This window comes from Stenotrophomonas sp. YJH_SMC_33 (genome assembly GCF_059372295.1).
In genome coordinates this window covers 34,322-51,016 of record NZ_JCAFVJ010000015.1, presented here as the reverse complement: position 1 = coordinate 51,016, position 16,695 = coordinate 34,322, and the positions used below count along the sequence as shown (strand labels likewise).

The 16,695-nt window shown below is 67.5% G+C and carries 16 protein-coding genes; 1 reads left to right on the top strand and 15 read right to left on the bottom strand.

All coding sequences use genetic code 11. The features are described 5' to 3' along the window. Positions 1–55 precede the first annotated feature (55 nt). The 4 genes from AC5P9W_RS17905 to AC5P9W_RS17890 form a co-directional block, all read right to left on the bottom strand. Positions 56–1,090, bottom strand: a complete 1,035-nt coding sequence (locus AC5P9W_RS17905) for a fimbrial protein (protein ID WP_021203174.1) — start codon at positions 1,088–1,090, stop codon at positions 56–58. Next, a complete protein-coding gene (locus AC5P9W_RS17900; RefSeq protein ID WP_111098853.1) occupies positions 1,081–3,645 on the bottom strand; it encodes a fimbria/pilus outer membrane usher protein in 2,565 nt (854 codons plus the stop codon). Before AC5P9W_RS17900 ends, AC5P9W_RS17905 begins: the two co-directional genes overlap by 10 nt. Positions 3,646–3,737: 92 nt before the next feature. Then, positions 3,738–4,466 (bottom strand): fimbrial biogenesis chaperone, encoded by a 729-nt coding sequence (locus AC5P9W_RS17895; protein WP_111098854.1) that lies wholly within the window; start codon positions 4,464–4,466, stop codon positions 3,738–3,740. A gap of 85 nt (positions 4,467–4,551) precedes the next feature. Beyond that, on the bottom strand, positions 4,552–5,091 hold the full coding sequence (locus tag AC5P9W_RS17890) for a fimbrial protein (protein ID WP_019661017.1): 540 nt from the start codon (positions 5,089–5,091) through the stop codon (positions 4,552–4,554). Positions 5,092–5,550: 459 nt separating this feature from the next. On the opposite strand from AC5P9W_RS17890, the gene AC5P9W_RS17885 reads away from it, so the two are divergent. Continuing rightward, positions 5,551–5,916, top strand: a complete 366-nt coding sequence (locus tag AC5P9W_RS17885) for a hypothetical protein (RefSeq protein WP_021203171.1) — start codon at positions 5,551–5,553, stop codon at positions 5,914–5,916. 10 nt (positions 5,917–5,926) lie between these two features. On the opposite strand, the gene pncB is transcribed toward AC5P9W_RS17885, so the two are convergent. From pncB to xpsH, 11 genes are all read right to left on the bottom strand, one after another. Then, positions 5,927–7,105, bottom strand: a complete 1,179-nt coding sequence (gene pncB, locus AC5P9W_RS17880; RefSeq protein ID WP_021203170.1) for a nicotinate phosphoribosyltransferase — start codon at positions 7,103–7,105, stop codon at positions 5,927–5,929. Positions 7,106–7,206: 101 nt separating this feature from the next. Next, the gene (locus AC5P9W_RS17875; protein WP_019661014.1) at positions 7,207–8,046 is read right to left on the bottom strand and encodes a glycosyltransferase family 2 protein; all 840 of its coding nucleotides are present in this window, start codon (positions 8,044–8,046) and stop codon (positions 7,207–7,209) included. Next, entirely contained in the window at positions 8,043–8,894 is an 852-nt protein-coding gene (locus tag AC5P9W_RS17870; RefSeq protein ID WP_021203169.1) for a glycosyltransferase family 2 protein, read from the bottom strand. Before AC5P9W_RS17870 ends, AC5P9W_RS17875 begins: the two co-directional genes overlap by 4 nt. A 568-nt stretch (positions 8,895–9,462) precedes the next feature. Next, positions 9,463–11,670, bottom strand: a complete 2,208-nt coding sequence (gene gspD / locus AC5P9W_RS17865; RefSeq protein WP_329859338.1) for a type II secretion system secretin GspD — start codon at positions 11,668–11,670, stop codon at positions 9,463–9,465. Between the two features lie 9 nt (positions 11,671–11,679). After that, a complete protein-coding gene (locus AC5P9W_RS17860; RefSeq protein WP_010482014.1) occupies positions 11,680–12,474 on the bottom strand; it encodes a type II secretion system protein, XpsN-like in 795 nt (264 codons plus the stop codon). Next, positions 12,464–13,171 carry a type II secretion system protein GspM gene (gene gspM / locus AC5P9W_RS17855; RefSeq protein ID WP_241745020.1) on the bottom strand — a complete coding sequence of 236 codons (708 nt, stop codon included), beginning with the start codon at positions 13,169–13,171 and terminating at the stop codon, positions 12,464–12,466. Before gspM ends, AC5P9W_RS17860 begins: the two co-directional genes overlap by 11 nt. After that, positions 13,152–14,297 (bottom strand): PilN domain-containing protein, encoded by a 1,146-nt coding sequence (locus tag AC5P9W_RS17850; RefSeq protein ID WP_021203165.1) that lies wholly within the window; start codon positions 14,295–14,297, stop codon positions 13,152–13,154. The genes gspM and AC5P9W_RS17850 overlap by 20 nt, the downstream gene beginning before the upstream one ends. Further along, positions 14,294–15,157 (bottom strand): type II secretion system minor pseudopilin, encoded by an 864-nt coding sequence (locus tag AC5P9W_RS17845; protein ID WP_134735097.1) that lies wholly within the window; start codon positions 15,155–15,157, stop codon positions 14,294–14,296. The genes AC5P9W_RS17850 and AC5P9W_RS17845 overlap by 4 nt, the downstream gene beginning before the upstream one ends. Then, positions 15,154–15,786: a type II secretion system protein J gene (locus tag AC5P9W_RS17840; RefSeq protein WP_019661007.1), complete on the bottom strand. Its 633-nt coding sequence runs from the start codon at positions 15,784–15,786 to the stop codon at positions 15,154–15,156. Before AC5P9W_RS17840 ends, AC5P9W_RS17845 begins: the two co-directional genes overlap by 4 nt. Next, the gene (xpsI, locus tag AC5P9W_RS17835; protein ID WP_019661006.1) at positions 15,783–16,202 is read right to left on the bottom strand and encodes a type II secretion system protein XpsI; all 420 of its coding nucleotides are present in this window, start codon (positions 16,200–16,202) and stop codon (positions 15,783–15,785) included. Before xpsI ends, AC5P9W_RS17840 begins: the two co-directional genes overlap by 4 nt. Then, positions 16,199–16,693 carry a type II secretion system protein XpsH gene (gene xpsH / locus AC5P9W_RS17830; protein WP_019661005.1) on the bottom strand — a complete coding sequence of 165 codons (495 nt, stop codon included), beginning with the start codon at positions 16,691–16,693 and terminating at the stop codon, positions 16,199–16,201. The genes xpsI and xpsH overlap by 4 nt, the downstream gene beginning before the upstream one ends. Between the last annotated feature and the right edge of the window lie 2 nt (positions 16,694–16,695).

Below are 16,695 nucleotides of genomic sequence, written 5' to 3'. Positions count from 1 at the left end.
CCCCCCGCGGAGCGGGGGGGGGGGAGGCTCCAAACTCAGCAATGGGAGACCTGCGCTACTCGTACTGGATGGTGAACGTCGCCTGCCCGTTGGCGGTGCCCGCACCGACGGTACCTGCCTGGGTCTGCACATAGCGCGCGCGCAACGGCAGCGCCATGACGCTGGTACCCGGCGCCGTAGTGCCGACGTTGATGGTCTGGCCGAAGCGCACTTCTCGCTCGGTGCTGCCGTCGCGCTGGACCATCTGGATGCCGATGCGCGTGGCGCTGTTGCTGGCCGCGCTGAGCTTGAGCACGCCCGGCATGTTCGAGCTGTCCTGGTCGGCGTCGAGGCGGATGCCGATCTTGCTCTGGTAGGCGGCCACGTTGCTGCCCTGGCAGTTCAGGCGGATCTCGAAATCGCGATCAGCGGCCTTGGAGCCGACACCGGTGAAGGTGGTGTTGGGCACGCTGCCGAAGTCGACGGCGATGTTGCGGCTGCCGGCCTGCACTTCGCAGGTCGGGCTGACCACGGTGGTGCCCGAGCCCTTGAAGGTCGAGGTCAGCTCCGGACGGCCAGGACCGTCGCCGTCGAGATAGTAGGTGGTGAAGCGGCCGTTGGGCGCGATGATGCCCGAGCCCGTCTGCGCGGCGGTCTTGATCAGCTCCACGCGGAAGCGGCCACCATTGAGGGTCAACGTCCGGTTGCCCCCCAATTGCAGCGTGTGCGGGTAGTAGGTCTGGATGGTGCCCGAATCACGATAGACACGGATACCCACTCCCGCTACATCGGTCGCATAGACGTTGCTGAAACCCGGGACTGCGTTTTGCTGTGCGGCGTTGACGAAACGCCCGTTGGCACTACCGCCCCAGCGATCGCAGTAGCCGATGCTGTCGCGCTGGTTGATCGGCACGATCAACTCCTTGATCACACCACCGACGGGCAGGCTGGGCAGGATCACGATCTGCCCCATGTCCATCTGCACGTCCTGCGCGACAAAGCCCTGCTGGGTGATATAGCAGGTCGCCAACGCCGGGCTGGCCACGGCGATACCCCCCATCACGGCCATGGCGGCAAGCAGCGTGCGGCTGCGGGAAGAAATCATCGGCATGCTGCCTCCAGCGGGATGAAGCCGGTCTTGGACGCATCGGCGCCCGCCGGAACCTGGTAATCGATGGTGCAGCGCTGGTCTGCACCGGCGCCCCACTCCACCAGCAGGCGGCCCTGGCTCTTTTCACTGCGCACGTACAGGCGGCCGCCCTGGCTGACCATGCCCACCGGCTGGCCCTGCTCATCCTTGACCTGCGCACCGAACGGCATGCTGCGGCCATCGGCATTGCGTACCTGGATCAGCAGCGCATTGCCTTTGCGGGTATCGAAGCGCAGGTAGCTGATGGCACCGGCGAACGGCGCGATCGACTGGCTGGTGCTTTCCAGCTCGACGTCATGGGCCATGCCCTGCGGGTCGAGGGTGACGGTGTTGAGGCGGTACGGCGACACGTACGGGACCACCGCGTAGCCGCGGCCATCGACGCGCAGGCCCGGGGCGTTGCTGACGATCGCATCGCGCGCACCCGGCGCTTCCACCAGCACCATGGTGTCGCCCCGCTGCGGAGTGAAGGTGAAGCCGCCCGGATGCACGACCACGCTGCCGTTGGCACCGACCGAGGCCTGGCGGAAATCACGCGAGTGGCTGTAGGTCGCGTTCAACGCGGAGTAGCGGCTGCGGTACTCGGCGTTGCCGACCGCCGTGGTGCCACCCTCGCGGGAATCGGACAGCGCCACGCCGTAGCTGAAGTTGTTGTCGACGCCGGCCGACCCGGTGATGCCGACGCGGCTGTTGTCGTAGCCACCGCGATCGCGCATGCCCAGGTCGGCGCTGAACGATACCGGGTGAGTGCCACGGCCCAGCGGCACGCTCATCGACAGCAGGTACTGGGTGTCGGAACGGCCGAGCACGCCCTCTTCGGTGCGCAGCGCCGAGAAGCCGTAGTTCACCGAACGCCAGGCGTTGTTGTAGCCCATCTGGTACTGCTTGGAGGTGCCGGAACGGTCGTAGAAGTCACGCACCGAACCGGTCACGTACAGCGCGCCGCCGCGACGTCCCAGCGGCTGGTTCAGCGTTATCTGGAACTGGCTGCGCTGACGGCCACGGGTGGTCGGATCGATGCCGCGCGTGTCCGAGTCACGGCCGTACAGCGCATCCTGCAGGCTGTAGAAACCTTCGGTCGAATAGCGGTAGGCGGCCAGGGTCAGGTTGGTCCCGGTCTCGCCGATCATGTTGCTGTAGCTCAAGCGCACGCTGGCACCGGTGTGGTTGCCGTAGTGGTCGAACGTCGTACGTGCGTGGGTGACGTCGGCGGCGAACGCGCCAACCGGCGTGGACAGGCCGACGCCGTACAGCAGCGACAGGTAGCCGTCGCTCAGTGCACTGCCGCCGTACAGGGTCAACTGGTTGCCGATACCGCGCTGGTAGGTGCCCTGCACCAGCCACGGCTCATCGGCCAGCAGCTTGTTGCGCACCTGGCCGGCCGTCAGCGAGTAACGCGACACGCCTTCGCGCAGCATCTGCGGCACCGAGCCGAACGGCACCTTGAATTCGCGGCGGCGGCCATCGGCCTCGATCACGCTCACTTCCAGATCGCCGCCGTAGCCGGTCGGGTACAGGTCGTCGATGACGAAGCTGCCCGGCGACACGGTGGAGGAGTAGATCAGCTGCTCGTTCTGGCGCACTTCGATGCGCGCGTTGGTCTCGGCGATGCCGCGCACGACCGGCGCGTAACCGCGCAGCGAATCGGGCAGCATGCGGTCGTCGCTGGCCAGGCTGGCACCGCGGTAGCCGATCGAATCGAACAGTTCACCGGTGGTGTAGGCCTCACCGATGGTGAGCATGCCGCGCACCTGCGGGATGCCGCGTTGTGCGTAGGTGGCGATGCTCTGCCAATGGCGGCCGTCACCCTCGGACCAGGTCAGGTTGGAATCATGGCGGAACTGCCAGCCGCCCAGGTTCACGCCGGCGTTGAGGCCGAGGTAGGCGCTGCGGTTGCGCTGGCCACCTTCCACACGGCTGTTGCTGTCGATGGCGTTGAAGCTGTAGCCGACGAAGCCGGCATTGATGCCACGGTCCCACAGCGCCGGGTTGACGTAGCCGCGCGCCTCACGGCGCAGGAACACCTGCGGGATGCTGAGGTCGTAGCGCAGGTTGCCGCTGTCATAGACACCATAGGCATTGGCCATGCGCTGCTGGACCGGCACGCAGCTGGTCTTGTCGGTGGGCACGGACGGATCCTGCTGCAGCAGCACGGCCTCGCTGTCCACGCCCATTTCTTCCAGCATCGGCAGCGGCAGGCAGGCGTCGACACGGCCCTGCGCATCGGCCTTGAACTGCAGATCGCGACGGCCCTGCCAGGCACCGTTGACGTAGACGTCGACACGATAGTTGCCGGCCACCATCGGATTGCCGTTGCTGAAGGCCGCCAGGTCGACCTGCTTGGCTTGGCCAGACAGGAAGCTGGAGTTGAACTGGGCCGATTCCGGTGCACGCGCATTGGCCGCACCACTCTGCGCCATCAGCGCCTGTTCGCCGAGATTGGCCGGGGCAGCCAGCGCCCATCCTGGGCAGGCCACACCAGCAACCAACAGGCAAAGCGCCTGATGGATCGACAATGTCAATCTGTTTCCGATCACACTGACATTCCTTCAATTCGCCGCACAGCGGCGGTGGCGGGATGCGCAGGCCAGGGGCCGGCGCGGCGCGTTCAGCCCCCGGTGCTGCCGAGGCGGATGGTGTGTTCCACCCGGCCGCCGTAGTCGTTGATGGTGATGAAGCGGACCTGGTCGGTGCCCGCCGGTGCGGCGAACTCCAGGCTCTGCTTCGGCGCGACCATCGCGCCCTTGTCCTCGACGGCCTTTTCACTGCTGCCGGTCACGGCATGTACTTCGGCCAGAGTGACGTGGAAGGGGCTCGGGTTTTCCACCCGCAGGCGGTCGCCATTGCGGGTCCAGCGCAGCGCTGCCGGCGCGTCGTTGGCGACGCCCTTCAGGCCCTGCGGCCGGTAGAAAAGCTTCAGGCGCGAACGGAACGCGACCTGCAGGTAATTCTGTTCGCCGCTTTCGGCGTTGTCCGGGGACGGCGGCACATCCAGCACGTTGAGCCAGAACACCGACTCACGGTCGGTCGGCAGCTGCGCGCCGGAGAAGATCAGTCGCAGCGCCTGGCTGCGGCCCGGCTCGACACGCGCGATCGGCGGTGTAAGCACGAACGGGGCATCGCTGGTATCGGCGGTCTGGTTGGCGTCGCCGCTGTCGATCCAGGCCTGCACCAGCGCCGGCGAATCGCCCACGTTGTCGACCTGCACGGTGACTTCGCGCGCCTGCGCCGGATAGATCACCCGCGTGCCATTGACCACCACGCCGGCCAGTGCGTTCTGGCAGAAGGGCAGCGTGAACGCTGCCAGCAGCAGCGCCCGGGGAAAGAATGCTTTCATCGGAAGTACTACGCTCGAGGGGTGTGGCCAGCGGCCGCGGAACACCGGCCGGCGCGAACGCCGGCCAGTGGGGGCATGACTGCGATCAGTTGTAGATGATCGTGTACTTGACGCTGCTGGTGACGTCGCCCGGGGTGGCGGCGGCAGTGGCGTAGTACTCAGCGTAGTAGTTCAGGTCGGCCGAGCCGTCGGTGCCGACGGTGACCCACTGCGAGTTGGTCTGGGCCAGGCCAGCACCAGCCGCCTTGATCGGCAGGAACTGGTTGTTCGAGCCCAGCAGCTGCAGCTGCACGTTGGTGGCAGCGTTGGCCGAGGCCTGGTTGACCAGGCGGCCACTGTTGAAGTCGACGGTCGAACCCGGCTCGAAGTAGGTGGCGACGTTGCCGGCGCTGCACTTGGTCAGGTTGATGGCGAACGGGGTGCGGCCCGCAACGGCGCCGGCGGTGGCCAGGGTGTTCTTGGACACGGTCGGCAGCGTCACGGCGAAGTCCTTGCCGCCCGGGGTCGAGATGGTGCAGGTCTTGTCGGTCACCTTGCCATTGAAGGTGATGGTGCCGTCGGCGGCGTTGGCGGCCAGCGGAGCGGCGGCCAGCATCAGAGCGGCGATGATATTGATCTTGTGCATTCGCTTTTACCTAACCCTACTGAAGAGATGAGAAGTAGAGGAGGAAGCAAGGAGCACTGCCGGGCTAACAAGACCCATCCTTGCGTCTCACCTGTGGCCGGACTCGGACGTAGCTTTCCCTGAATCCGTGACGCAAGTATAGGTACAAGTGTGATGAAAGTCTCATTATTTTTCTGAACGCCAATTCATTGACGCTGGAAATGTGACGTGATAGCCGAAATCAGGACCCACGGGGGTTCGGGAACCCGACGGTCGCCGGATCAGGTCAGAAGCGACCCTGGATGACGCTTCGGGTGGCGCGTTCGGCATGCACGGAAACAAACCTTTTCCCGGCGGAAATCGGCTTCTTTGATGCGCATCACTCTTTCTTGGTGATGTCCCTAGCAGATTCGAAATCGTCCTGTTAAAGGCTGATCGAAGCTGTCGCTAACTAGGACACACCGAACCAGAGAACGTGTCATGAGGAATTCCATTCTGCTGTGCGTGGCCCTGATGTCCGTCAGTGCGCTGGCCCAGGCCAGCAGCGGCAGCATCCGTTTCAGTGGCCGCATCGCCGAGCCGGGCTGCACGACGAATCTGTCCCAGGGCGAGCTGAGCCTGGCCGCCTGCCCGCCGTCGGCCAAGGGCTCGACGGTGGAAGTGACGGCGCTGGCCGACGGCCCGGCCGCGACGCTGCGCAACGGCAAGCGCCAGGGCCAGAAGCTGTCGGTGTCGGCCAGCGCGCTGCGCGCCGGCGATATCGCCTTCTCCGAGCGTTACAGGGTGCAGGCGTCGACGCAGCAGCCGCTGCAGGGCGCCTACCTGGTGGTGGTCGACTACCTGTAAGCCGGCACGCTTACGCCGGCGGCAGCTCGAACACCTGGCGCAGGTAGGCCAGGTAGCCCGGGTCGTCGCACATGCTCTTGCCTGGCGAATCGCTGAGCTTGGCCACCGGCTGGCCATTGCAGCGGACCATCTTGATGACGATGTTGAGCGGCGTTGGCCCCAGATCATTGGTCAGGTGGGTGCCGACGCCGAAGGCGACCTGGCAGCGACCACGGAAGTAGTCGTACAGGCGCATCACCTTGGCGATGTCGAGCCCATCGCTGAACACCAGCACCTTGGTGCGCGGATCCACCCGGCGCTGCTGGAAATGCGCCAGCATGCGGTCGCCCCAGTCGAACGGATCGCCCGAGTCGTGGCGGACACCGTCGAACAGCTTGCAGAAATACATGTCGAAATCGCGCAGGAACGCATCCAGGCCGACCACGTCGGACAGCGCGATGCCGAGGTCGCCGCGGTACTCGCGTGCCCACGATTCCAGTGCCGCCACCTGCGAATCACGCAGGCGCGGGCCAAGTGCCTGGAATGCCTGCAGGTACTCATGGGCCATGGTGCCGTGCGGGGTCATACCGTACAGGCGGGCGAAGTGCACGTTGCTGGTGCCGACCAGTTGCGGGCCGAGCGCATCGCGCAGCAGCGGCAGCAGGCGCGCATGCCAGTCACGCGAATAACGGCGGCGGCTGCCGTAGTCGGCAATGCGGCACTGTTCGAAACCGGGAGTATCACGCAGCAGCGCGGCCTTGGCCTGCAGCCGACGCTCGCCCTCGGCAAAGTCGGCGGTGGTGGTGTTGCGGAACCAGACTTCGTTGATGATCGCCAGCAGCGGGACTTCGAAGAGGATGGTATGCAGCCACGGGCCAGTGATGTCCAGTTCGATTTCGCCGGGCACGGCCGTCGACGCGCGCAGCTGGATGTACTTGCGGTCCAGATGGAACAGGCCGAGGAAATCGGCAAAGTCGGGCTTCACGAAGCGCAGGCCGCGCATGTAGTCCAGTTCCGCGTCGCTGAAACGCAGGCTGCACAGGTGGTCGATCTCTTCGTCGATCTGGTCGATGTAATGGGCCAGGTCGATGCCGGGCGTGCGGCACTTGAACCGGTACTGCACCTGGGCACCGGGGTGCTGGTGGAGCACCGCCTGCATCATGGTGAACTTGTACAGGTCGGTGTCGAGCAGGGACTGGATGATAGGCATGAGGCGGATTATGCGCCCGGACGGGTGAACCGGGGTGGCCGCGGGCACGCTCGGCTCTCCGCGTGGGTAGATCCGCGCCATGCGTGGATGCAGGTTCGGCCCTACAACGACCTGCGCAACAGGCGCGGTACCAGCATCAGGGCGTGCCCCCAGATCGCGGCCCACACCGCCACGCGCACCGGCAGCGAACGCTGCCTGGCCTCGAACTTCTGAAAGTAGCGCCACAGGCCCCTGTGCTTGTGCCATTCAACGAAGAATGGCCGCGATCGGCTCGAGACGCCACGTACATGGGTGACCTGCAGGTCGTTTGCAATCGCCACCACGGCCCCGGCTTCGCGTGCACGCCGGCACAGGTCCAGGTCTTCGGCGTGCAGACGATACCCGGCGTCCCAGCCTCCGATCCGGTCGAACAATGCACGCGGCATCATCAGCAGTGCGCCAGACAGTGCCGGCACCCGCTGCAGCACCTGCTGCGGGTCACGCGGCAGCGCCAGCTTCGAGCCCTTTCCCGGCGAGCGCAGCATCATCAGGAAATCCGGGTCGCGGCGGCGCACGGCTTCGTCGGCATGGCCCTGCTCGTCCACCTGCTCGACACCGAGCAGGCAATCGCCCAGTGCTTCCGCCCGGCTGCGCAGTGCGGCCAACGTCTCCGGCTCGACCATCAGGTCCGGGTTGATGAAGGCCAACCAGGGGCTGCGCGAATCGGCCACGCCCTGGTTGTTGGCAGCGGCGAAGCCGGGATTGTCCGGGTTGCCGACGAAACGCACGCGCGGATCGTGGCTGGCATGGCGCTGCACGATGTCCAGCGTGCCATCCATCGAGCCATTGTCGATCACCCGGATCTCGGCCACGTCCTGCGCCTGGCGCAGGCGCGAGAGGCAGGCATCGATGGTGCTGGCGCTCTGGTAGGTCACGACGATGGCGGCGATGGCAACATTCAAGCGAGTGACTCCGGCGCGGAAGGAACGAACAGGTCGCCCTGTTCCTTCGGCATTATCGCCTGCCGCATGCGCTGCTGCAGGTCGGCGCGCAGCCCGTGCAATGGATCGTGCATCAGGAAATCGGCCAGGCGCGGCACCCAGCCAGGCCAACGCGCAGCCAGCGCCTCAAGGTCGCCATCGCGGCTGGCCGCCTCGCCCGCCCGGCTCACAAAGGCGGTCTCGCACAGTACGTTGCGCCAGCCCAGGCCGGCCATGCGCAGGCTGAGGTCGACCAGGGCCGCGTTCCAGCCAGCGTAGCTGTCCACATCCAGGCCACCGGCGCGCCGGCGCGCATTGCCACGCACCAGAACCGCATGGGTGACCGCCGATGGCAGTTCCGGGTGCAGCGCCGGCAAGGCGGCGCAGGTCTGTGCCAGCAGCGCCGCATCTTCGGGCTCGGGATTGATCTCGCCCAACCGTGGCCACGCTGCGGTTTCGCCGGCATTGCACCACGGGGTTGCGGTCGCGATGGCGGCATCGCGGGCGAAGGCGTCCTGCAATTGTTGCAGCCAACCCGGCGCAGGCACGCTGTCCGGTGCCAGCACGGCCACGTCCAGGCCATCGCAGGCGCGCAGCATCTCGTCCAGATGGGCGACCTCGCCCAGTGGCCGCGCGCGCCGGGTGTACTCGGCCTGTAGTGGCGTATGTGCCAGCCAGTGTTCCACCACCGCCTGCGCACGCGGCCCGGTCTGCGCATCGTCGGCCAGCCAGACTGCAGTGCCCGGCGCGGTGCCCGCATCCAGTGCGGCCAGGCAGCGGTCGAGCGCGGCATCGTCCACGCACAGCGGCAACAACACGATCGCCCCCATCCCGCCTCCGTGGTTGTCGGTGGCCACAGCCTAGCACCGGGAGGGTACCGGCCGGGTTGCTCCCGGCACCCGCTTCAGGCCAGGGCAACAGCAACAGCCGAAGCAAGAGCTGGGTTCCTGGGGTTGGCGGGGTGGGTCCGGTTGCGGGGGACGCTGCAAGTACGTCCATGTAGGTCGGTCGCCGCATCCATGCGGCTCACGCCCCACAACCGGACCCACCCCTCCGTCGACAGTTTTCCGCGACCTGCCTGCTCTTCTGTAGAGCCGAGCCGTGCTCGGCTCAGATCTCACAGATATCGAAATATTCGATTTCGATGGAGAGTCATCCACGCATGGCGTGGATCGTGTCGACCAAGGTCGACACCTACCAACAGCAAGCAGGAAACTGTCGAAGGCGGGGCACTGTGGGTTTGCGGGGTGTGAGCCGCATGGATGCGGCGACCAAGCCTACATGGACGTATTCACGGCGTCCCCGCAAACCCACAGTGCCCCGCCATCCCTCAGTAAACCCGCTGTTGCTGTTGCTCCGGCCTCGGCGGGTGCCGGGCGCAGCCCGGCCGCAAACCCCTTACTTCTTTGCGCGCGGCTGGTTCAGTGGCTCCATCGCGCGGAAACGCTGGCTGTACTCGTCGGTCAGATTCCGCGCTTCCAGGCTGTTGCGCACGATGCTCGGGGTCAGCAGCACGATCACTTCGGAACGCCGGCTGGAGCGGCTCTTCTGCCCGAACAGCGCGCCAACCACCGGAATCCGGCTCAGGCCGGGAATGCCGCTGCTGCCATCGGTGCCCGAATCGGTGATCAGGCCGGCCAGCATGATGGTGTCGCCGCTCTGCACCGCCGCTTCGGTCGACAGCTTCTTTGTGGAAATGCGCGGGTTGCAGTTGCGCTCGGTCGGATTGCAGTTGTCGGGCACGTTCGAGGCGCTGCTCACTTCCTGCACGATGTCGAGGAACACCGTGCCGTCGCGGGTCACGCGCGGGCGCACCTTCAGGATCACGCCGGTGTCGATGTACTGCACCGAGCTGTAGCTGCTGGTGCCGATGCCGGTATTCACCGTGGTGGTGTTGATCGGCACCTTGTCACCGACGTTGAGCGTGGCCTCGGCGTTGTTGCGCACGAACACCGAAGGCGTCTGCAGCAGGCGTACATCCGTGACCTTGTCCAGCGCACTCACCACCGCCGCGCCATTGTGGCCGGTGAATGCCCAGCCCAGGCCTTCGCCGCCCGTTGCGGCACCGGCGAAGCTGCTCCACGAGCCACCCGCTGCCGCCGGCAGGGTCACGCCGCCCAATGCGCCCGTCAGGGCACGCCCGGCCACGGCGTTGTCGAAGAACCAGTTCACGCCGTACTTCAGGTCGCCATCGAGCGAGACCTCGGCCACCTGGGCTTCGATGTGCACCTGCAGGGGCATCACATCCAGCTTCTCGATCACCTCGCGGATCGACCGCCAGGCCTGCGGGGTCGAACGCACCAGCAGGGTGTTGGTCTCCTCCACCGCCGACACGCCCACGCGGTCGCCTTCCACTTCCAGGCTGACACTGACGTTGCCGGACTGGCGCTGCGGCAGGTTCATGCTGCCGTTGCCACCGCCACTGGAGCTGCTGCCCGGGACCGAGCCGAAGCTGCTGCTGTTGTTGTTGGTGCTGTCCATGCCACGATCGGAGTCGCTGCCCAGCTGCGACGGCATCGCCCCCGGGGCCAGCGAGGCCGGACTGGAACCGCCGCGGTTGCCACTGCTGGCAAATGCTTCACTGAGCCGTTCGGCCAGGTCACGCGCCTTGATGTAGCGCAGCTCGTAGGAAAACAGGCGGGCACTGCCACCGGCGGTATCGATGCGGTCCAGCCACTGCTGGATCTGGTCCAGGTAACGCACCTGCGGGGTGATCACCAGCACCGCGTTGGCGTTTTCCAGCGGCAGGAAGCGGAACATGCCGGCACTGGGCGTCTTGCTCTCCTCGCCGAATACTTTCTCCAGGTCGGCAGCCACCTGCTCGGCCTTGCCCGACTGGATCGGGAACACGCCCACCGACATGCCCGACAGCCAGTCGACGTCGAAGATCTCGACGGTGCGCATGTAGTTTTCCAGCTCGGCGCGGGTACCACCCAGGGTGATCACGTTGCGGCCGCTGTCGACGTTGACGATCGCATTGGGCCGCGCATACGGCTCCAGTACCTTCTTCATTTCGGTGGCGGAGATGAACTGCAGCGGGATGACCCGTACCTCGAAGCCTCGCGCACTGGCAGCGGGCGCCGTGCTCGGCGCGACCGTACCGGCCAGCGCCTGGTCGGCGGCGACGATGTTGTAGCGGCCACCGCTGTAGACCATGCGTGCGTTGTTCCAGCCCAGCACCATCTCCAGCAGGTTCAACGCCTGCGCCGGCGACACCGGCTTGGGCGTGGCCAGGGTGACCGTGCCCTGCACCCCCGGTGCGATCACGTAGTTCTGGCCCAGCATGTCACCGAGGATGGCCTTGACCACCGCATGCACCGATTCGCCTTCGAAATTGAAGGTTGCTTCACCGGTGCTGGCGCCATGCAGTGCCGGTGCCGGTGCGCGTGCTGCTTCGCGGTTGATCATGGTGCCGGTGCCACGGCGGATCACCGCCTGCGGAGCGCCCTGCGCGTCACGGGCAGCATCCGCGGCGACATTGGCCGCCTGGCCGGCCTCGGCAGTGGGCGACAGATTGCCCTTGCGCTGCACGTGCGGCGCGGACACGGTGCTGCAGCCGACCAGCAGCGCGAGGGCAAAGGACCAGGGAAGGAAACGCAGGCTCATGCATTCACTCTATCGGTTGGTGCCATCGCCCGGGGGCGGCGACGGTTGTTGCTGCTGTTGTTGTTGCTGCAGCTGGCGGCGACGGGCCTGGATGCGTTCGCGGATGGCCTGCATCTGCGCTTCGCTGGGGCCGTTGTTGGTGGCAGGCGGTGTGGCGGCCGCCGCAGCCGAGGGCGCTGGCGTACTGGCAGCAGGCGACGGCGATGGGGTTGCCGCAGCCGGCGGCGGTGTCGGCGGAGCACCTGCCGGGGGCGGCACAACGATCGCACCTGCCGGCGGCGCACCGTTGGCGCCGCGCAGCACGGTCGGCGGCTCACCGCCCTGGCCGTTGAAGACCGCCAGTTCCAGCACCTGGTTGCCACCGGGGCCGATCACGGTGGCCTGGCGCGGCTGCAGTGCCACCAGCTGCCAGCCGTCGACGGCTTCACCGTTGAGGCGCAGGCGCAACGAACGGTTCTGTTCGGTGGTGAAGGTGGCCATGCCGAAGTCGCCGGTCAGCAGCACGCCGGTCAGGCGCAGCGCGGCGCTGGCGGCAGGCTCGCTGCCACCGAGCAGATAGGGCTTCGGCCTGCGGTCCTCGGCGAACAGCGGTCGCTCGCCGATGGCACTGTAGCTGTCGGCGCTGGCCATGCGTTCTGCGGCCAACGGCGGCAGCACCGGCAACGAAGGCACCGCATCGGCATCGCCATCCGCACCTGGCAGCTGGCTGCCCAGGCCGAAGCCGGTGGCCAGCCAGACCGCTGCCGCCCAGCCGGCCAGTGCCAGCAGGAAACCGGTGCGCAGGCTGATCTGCTCAAGCTTCATCGGCCACCTCCTGCCCCTCTTCCGGCGCAGCCGGTGAGGGTGCCGGTGCAGCCGAAGGCGGTTGCGGCGCCGCGCCCGGCTCGGCTGCCGGTGCCGCCGCAGCGCCATCGGCAGCGGCACCGGGCAGCAGGTAACCGGCCAGTTCGAACGACACGTCCAGGCCGAGCCCGGATTCATTCGGCGACTGCTGGAAGCGCTGCGCGATCAGGTTGAGGTTGTCGACGAACAGGCGCGGGCTGCCGGTTTCCAGGCTGTGCAGCACCGTGGCCAGTTCGGCCACACCGCAACGCAGGCGCACCTGCATGGCCACGCGCACGAACTCGGCGTCACGACGGTTGTCGGCCAGTGGCGTGCGGTTGCTGATGGTGCAGCTGCGGTTGCCCGGGCTGGCCATCGCCACCGCATCCTGCAGCCTGGCGCCAAGCGCAGCGGCTGCAGCTTCGGCGGTGGCTTCACGCAGGAAGCCCGGCCGCTGCTGCAGTGCCTCGCGGGTGGCGCGCAGGCGTTGTTCGATCTGCGGCTGCTGCTGCAGCTGCGCCTGCACGCGCTGTTCGCGCTCGCGCAGGGCGGCCACGTCGGCGTCGATTTCACGCAGTGGCCGGGTGAACCAGGGGTGCACCAGCAGCAGGTAGGCCAGGCCCAGCACTGCCAGCAGCAGCGCCAGTGCCAGCCAGCGGTCACGGCGTGCGCTTGGCATCGGCATCGGCCGCCTCCCGGGCCGGGGCTGCAGCCGGCAACGGCTGCAGTTCGGCAGTCATGGTGAAACGGTCACGGCCGCTGGCAGCACCATCGGCCTGCAGTACGCCGGTCAGATTGACCTTGCGCCACTGCGGTGCGTCCTGCAGCAGCTGCACCAGCTGCGACGCCTCGCGGCTCAGGCCGATCAGCTGCAGGTTGTTGTTCTCGATGGCCAGCTTTTCCAGATAGGTGCCCTCCGGCAGGCGCCGGGTCAGTTCATTCCAGATTTCCACCGTTCCGGCACGCTGGCTGCGCTGCTTTTCCAGGAATGCGGCACCATCGATCAGCGCCTGCAGCTGCGCGCGTTCGCTGGCGACACCACGCGCACTGCGTGCACTGCGCTCGACCTGCGCACGCAGCGCATCGGCAGCGTCACGGCGGTTGTCGAGCAGCTGCACGGCGGCCAGCACCAGCATCACCAGCGCGGCCACGGCCAACAGCACGTTCCAGCGCCGCATGGGATCCGCGCGCAACTGGCGCTGCGCCGGTGGCAGCAGGTTCACCTGCAGAGGCTCACCCTCGCTGTCGATGGCATCGACACCGGCCAGTGCATCGGCCCACTCGCCCACGCTGGCCCGCCACGCTTCCAGCTGGCGCAGCGGCCAGGCGATCAGTTCGACCTGCAGCTGGCCCTCGGCTGCGCCCCCCAGCTCACGCACGTCAAAGCTGACCTGGCTCGATTCGAACGGCGTCTGGCGGTCGATCTCGAAACCGACCACGGCGCGCAGGCGGTCGGCCGCAGCCGCGGGCAAGCGCAGATGACGACGCAGTACCTCGCTGGCCGGCAGCAGCCACACCCGTGGCAGGCTGCGCAGCCGCGGTTCCAGCACGCGGTCCAGTTCCACCGGCGACAGCGGCCATGGCACGCTGGCAACCGCTTCGCGGCGTTCACCGGCCTCACGCCAGACCTGCAGCTGGTCACCCTGGCGCTGCAGCAGCAGGCGCGCCTGTGCCCAGCCCAGCGCCCACTGCCAACGGGCCGGCACCCACGCCAGCAGCGATTGCCGCCACCAGCGCAGGAAACGACCGGCGCCCGGGCCGATCCGGCCCTGCACCTGCCGCACACTGTCCTGCCATGCCGTCATCTTGCTGTCATTCCCTGCTCCCAGCGAAGCACTGTGTAGGACCGCCCGGGAACCCCGCCCGAGCCATTGCGTACCACTGCCTGCAACACCGACCGGCGTCCACTGCTGTCGGTTGCACGGGACTCGATACTATAGGTGCCGCTGCTGCTGGCAAGCGTTGTCGCACCGCCAGCGGTATCTGCGTCACGCTCCTGCTGGGCGCGCTGCGCCAGCACGGTATCCGCATCCAGCCCCAGTGCGGTCAGCACCGGCGCGCTGGCGAACTGGGGATCCGGGCGCGCCTGGCGGCTGTACAGGGTCAGGTGGGGCAGCATGGCCTTGTACAGCGGGCCGCGCATGCCCAGCACCCGCTGCAGTTCGCCGAGTGTCTCAAAGCGCTTGTTGCGCGGGCCATACGGCAACCCGGCCGCCGCGTAGTCCGGCGCTTCGGCACCGCCACCGGGCTGCAGCAGGCTGTCTTCATCACGCCAGTCAACAATGGCGCCGGCCATCTGCCGGGCAGCGCCTTCGTCTTCACCGAGTGCCTTGAGGAACGCCGTCAGCAGGGTCACGTCGGCCAGGTTGAGGTTGATCTTGCCATTCTCGTCCAGCACCTTGATCTCGATGCTGGCGTCATCGAACTGCCAGCGGTAGGTGCGGCCATCGGCACGCCAGGGCGCCCGCAGCGGATCAGCGGACAGGCGCAGCAGCGCGTACTCCAGGCCGGCGCGCGCACGTTCCTGCCCGCGTGCCTCGTCATCCAGTACCCGCTGCTGCAGATGCTCGACCCGTGCGCTCAGCGCGAACGCACCGACCAGCGCGGTCATCAATGCAATCAGCCACAGCACCAGCACCAGCGCCGCACCGTGTTGCCGGTTCATCGCGCACCTCCACTGCCACCGGCGCGCGGTGCCACCACCAGCAATGGCCAGGGCGCGCCCTTGGCGGGCACGATCCTGATCTCCACCAGCATCGGCAGCCGCCGGGTATCGTCCCAGCGCGGCATCCAGTCACTCATCTGACCGGTGCCCGCATCGATGCCGCGATAGCGCAGCTGCACCGACTTCAGGTTCTCAACCAACACCTCCGGCGGGCGTGGCGGATTCTCGGCGATGCGCTCGCCTTCCTGCAGCAACACCAGGTCCAGCAGCAGGCGCTGTTGCCCCTCGCGTCCGTCCACCTGCAGCGCGTGCAGGTAGGAGCCTCCACGGCCGAGGTAGCCGGGCAGGTCGGCGGCGAACAGCATGCGCTGTTCTTCGCCCTGGAAGAACACCGGTTCGCGGGTGGGGTCCGGGACCTCCAGCGGGGTGCGCAGTGCGCCGGCCAGCTGCCTGCGCAGCAGAGACTCGACCGCCCGCATGCGTTCACTTTCGGCGGCGATCTGTTCGCCGCGCTGGCTGACCGCCATCGCCGAGCGCACGCTGGCAAAGGCCAATGCCAGGCCGCCGGCCAGCAGCACGGTGGCCAGCATTACTTCGACCAGGGTGAACCCTGCGGCGCGGCGCTTCACCGCGCATTCTCCAGGTCGGGCGGCAACAGGCGCAGGCTGCGCCAGCGCAGCTGTTCGCGCTCGCTGTCACCCCAGCGCACCTGCAGCTGCAGTTCGGCCAGCCAGGGGGTTCCCGGTGACGTTGCCTGCGCGACATTGCCTGCGCGCGGCTCCGCCCACGGCTGGACCTGCAATTCCCAGTGGTAGCGCCCCTGCTCCCAGTCTCCCTGCTGCCTGCCTGCCTGCAGCGGCGAGGCGACGCCGGTTTCGGCCAGCAGCGACTGCGCATGCAGCACCGCGCGCGTGCGCAGCTCGGCATCGCGCACCTGTTTTGCGCCGCCGGACAGGCTGCCCAGCAGCAGCGTCAGCGCCAGGCCCAGCAGGGCGAAGGCGATGATCACTTCCAGCAGGGTGAAGCCGCGGGCGCGCCGCTTCATTGCGCCCGCCAAGGGCCAGAGCGGACCTCACCGGTCAGCCAGCCCACGTCGATGCGCCATTCGGCGTCGTCACGCTGCAGCCGGATGCGGCCACCGCTGGAGCCGCCATCGGGGTGGAACTCGATCACGCCCTGCCCCGGCGCGGTGGCCAGCTGCGCGGCGCCTTCGAACTGCACCTGCAGCTGTGCCGGCACGTCACCGTGGCGCTGGTTGGCGCCTTCCCAGCGCCGCTTGGCCGGCTCGATGACAAAGCGCTGCGGCTCGCCGCGGGTGATCGCCTGCGCGCGCACCATGCGCAGCTGGTTGGCGATGTCCTTGCCGGCGCTGCGCAGCTGCATGCCAGCGAAACCGCGTGACAGGCCGGCAGCGGTGATCAGGCCGATCGCGGCGATCAGCGCGATCACCAGCAGCATTTCCAGCAGCGACAGGCCCGCTGCGCGCCTGCCGGGCAGGCGCGGGCGTTGCAACCGGCGCGGCAGGAAACGCGACATGC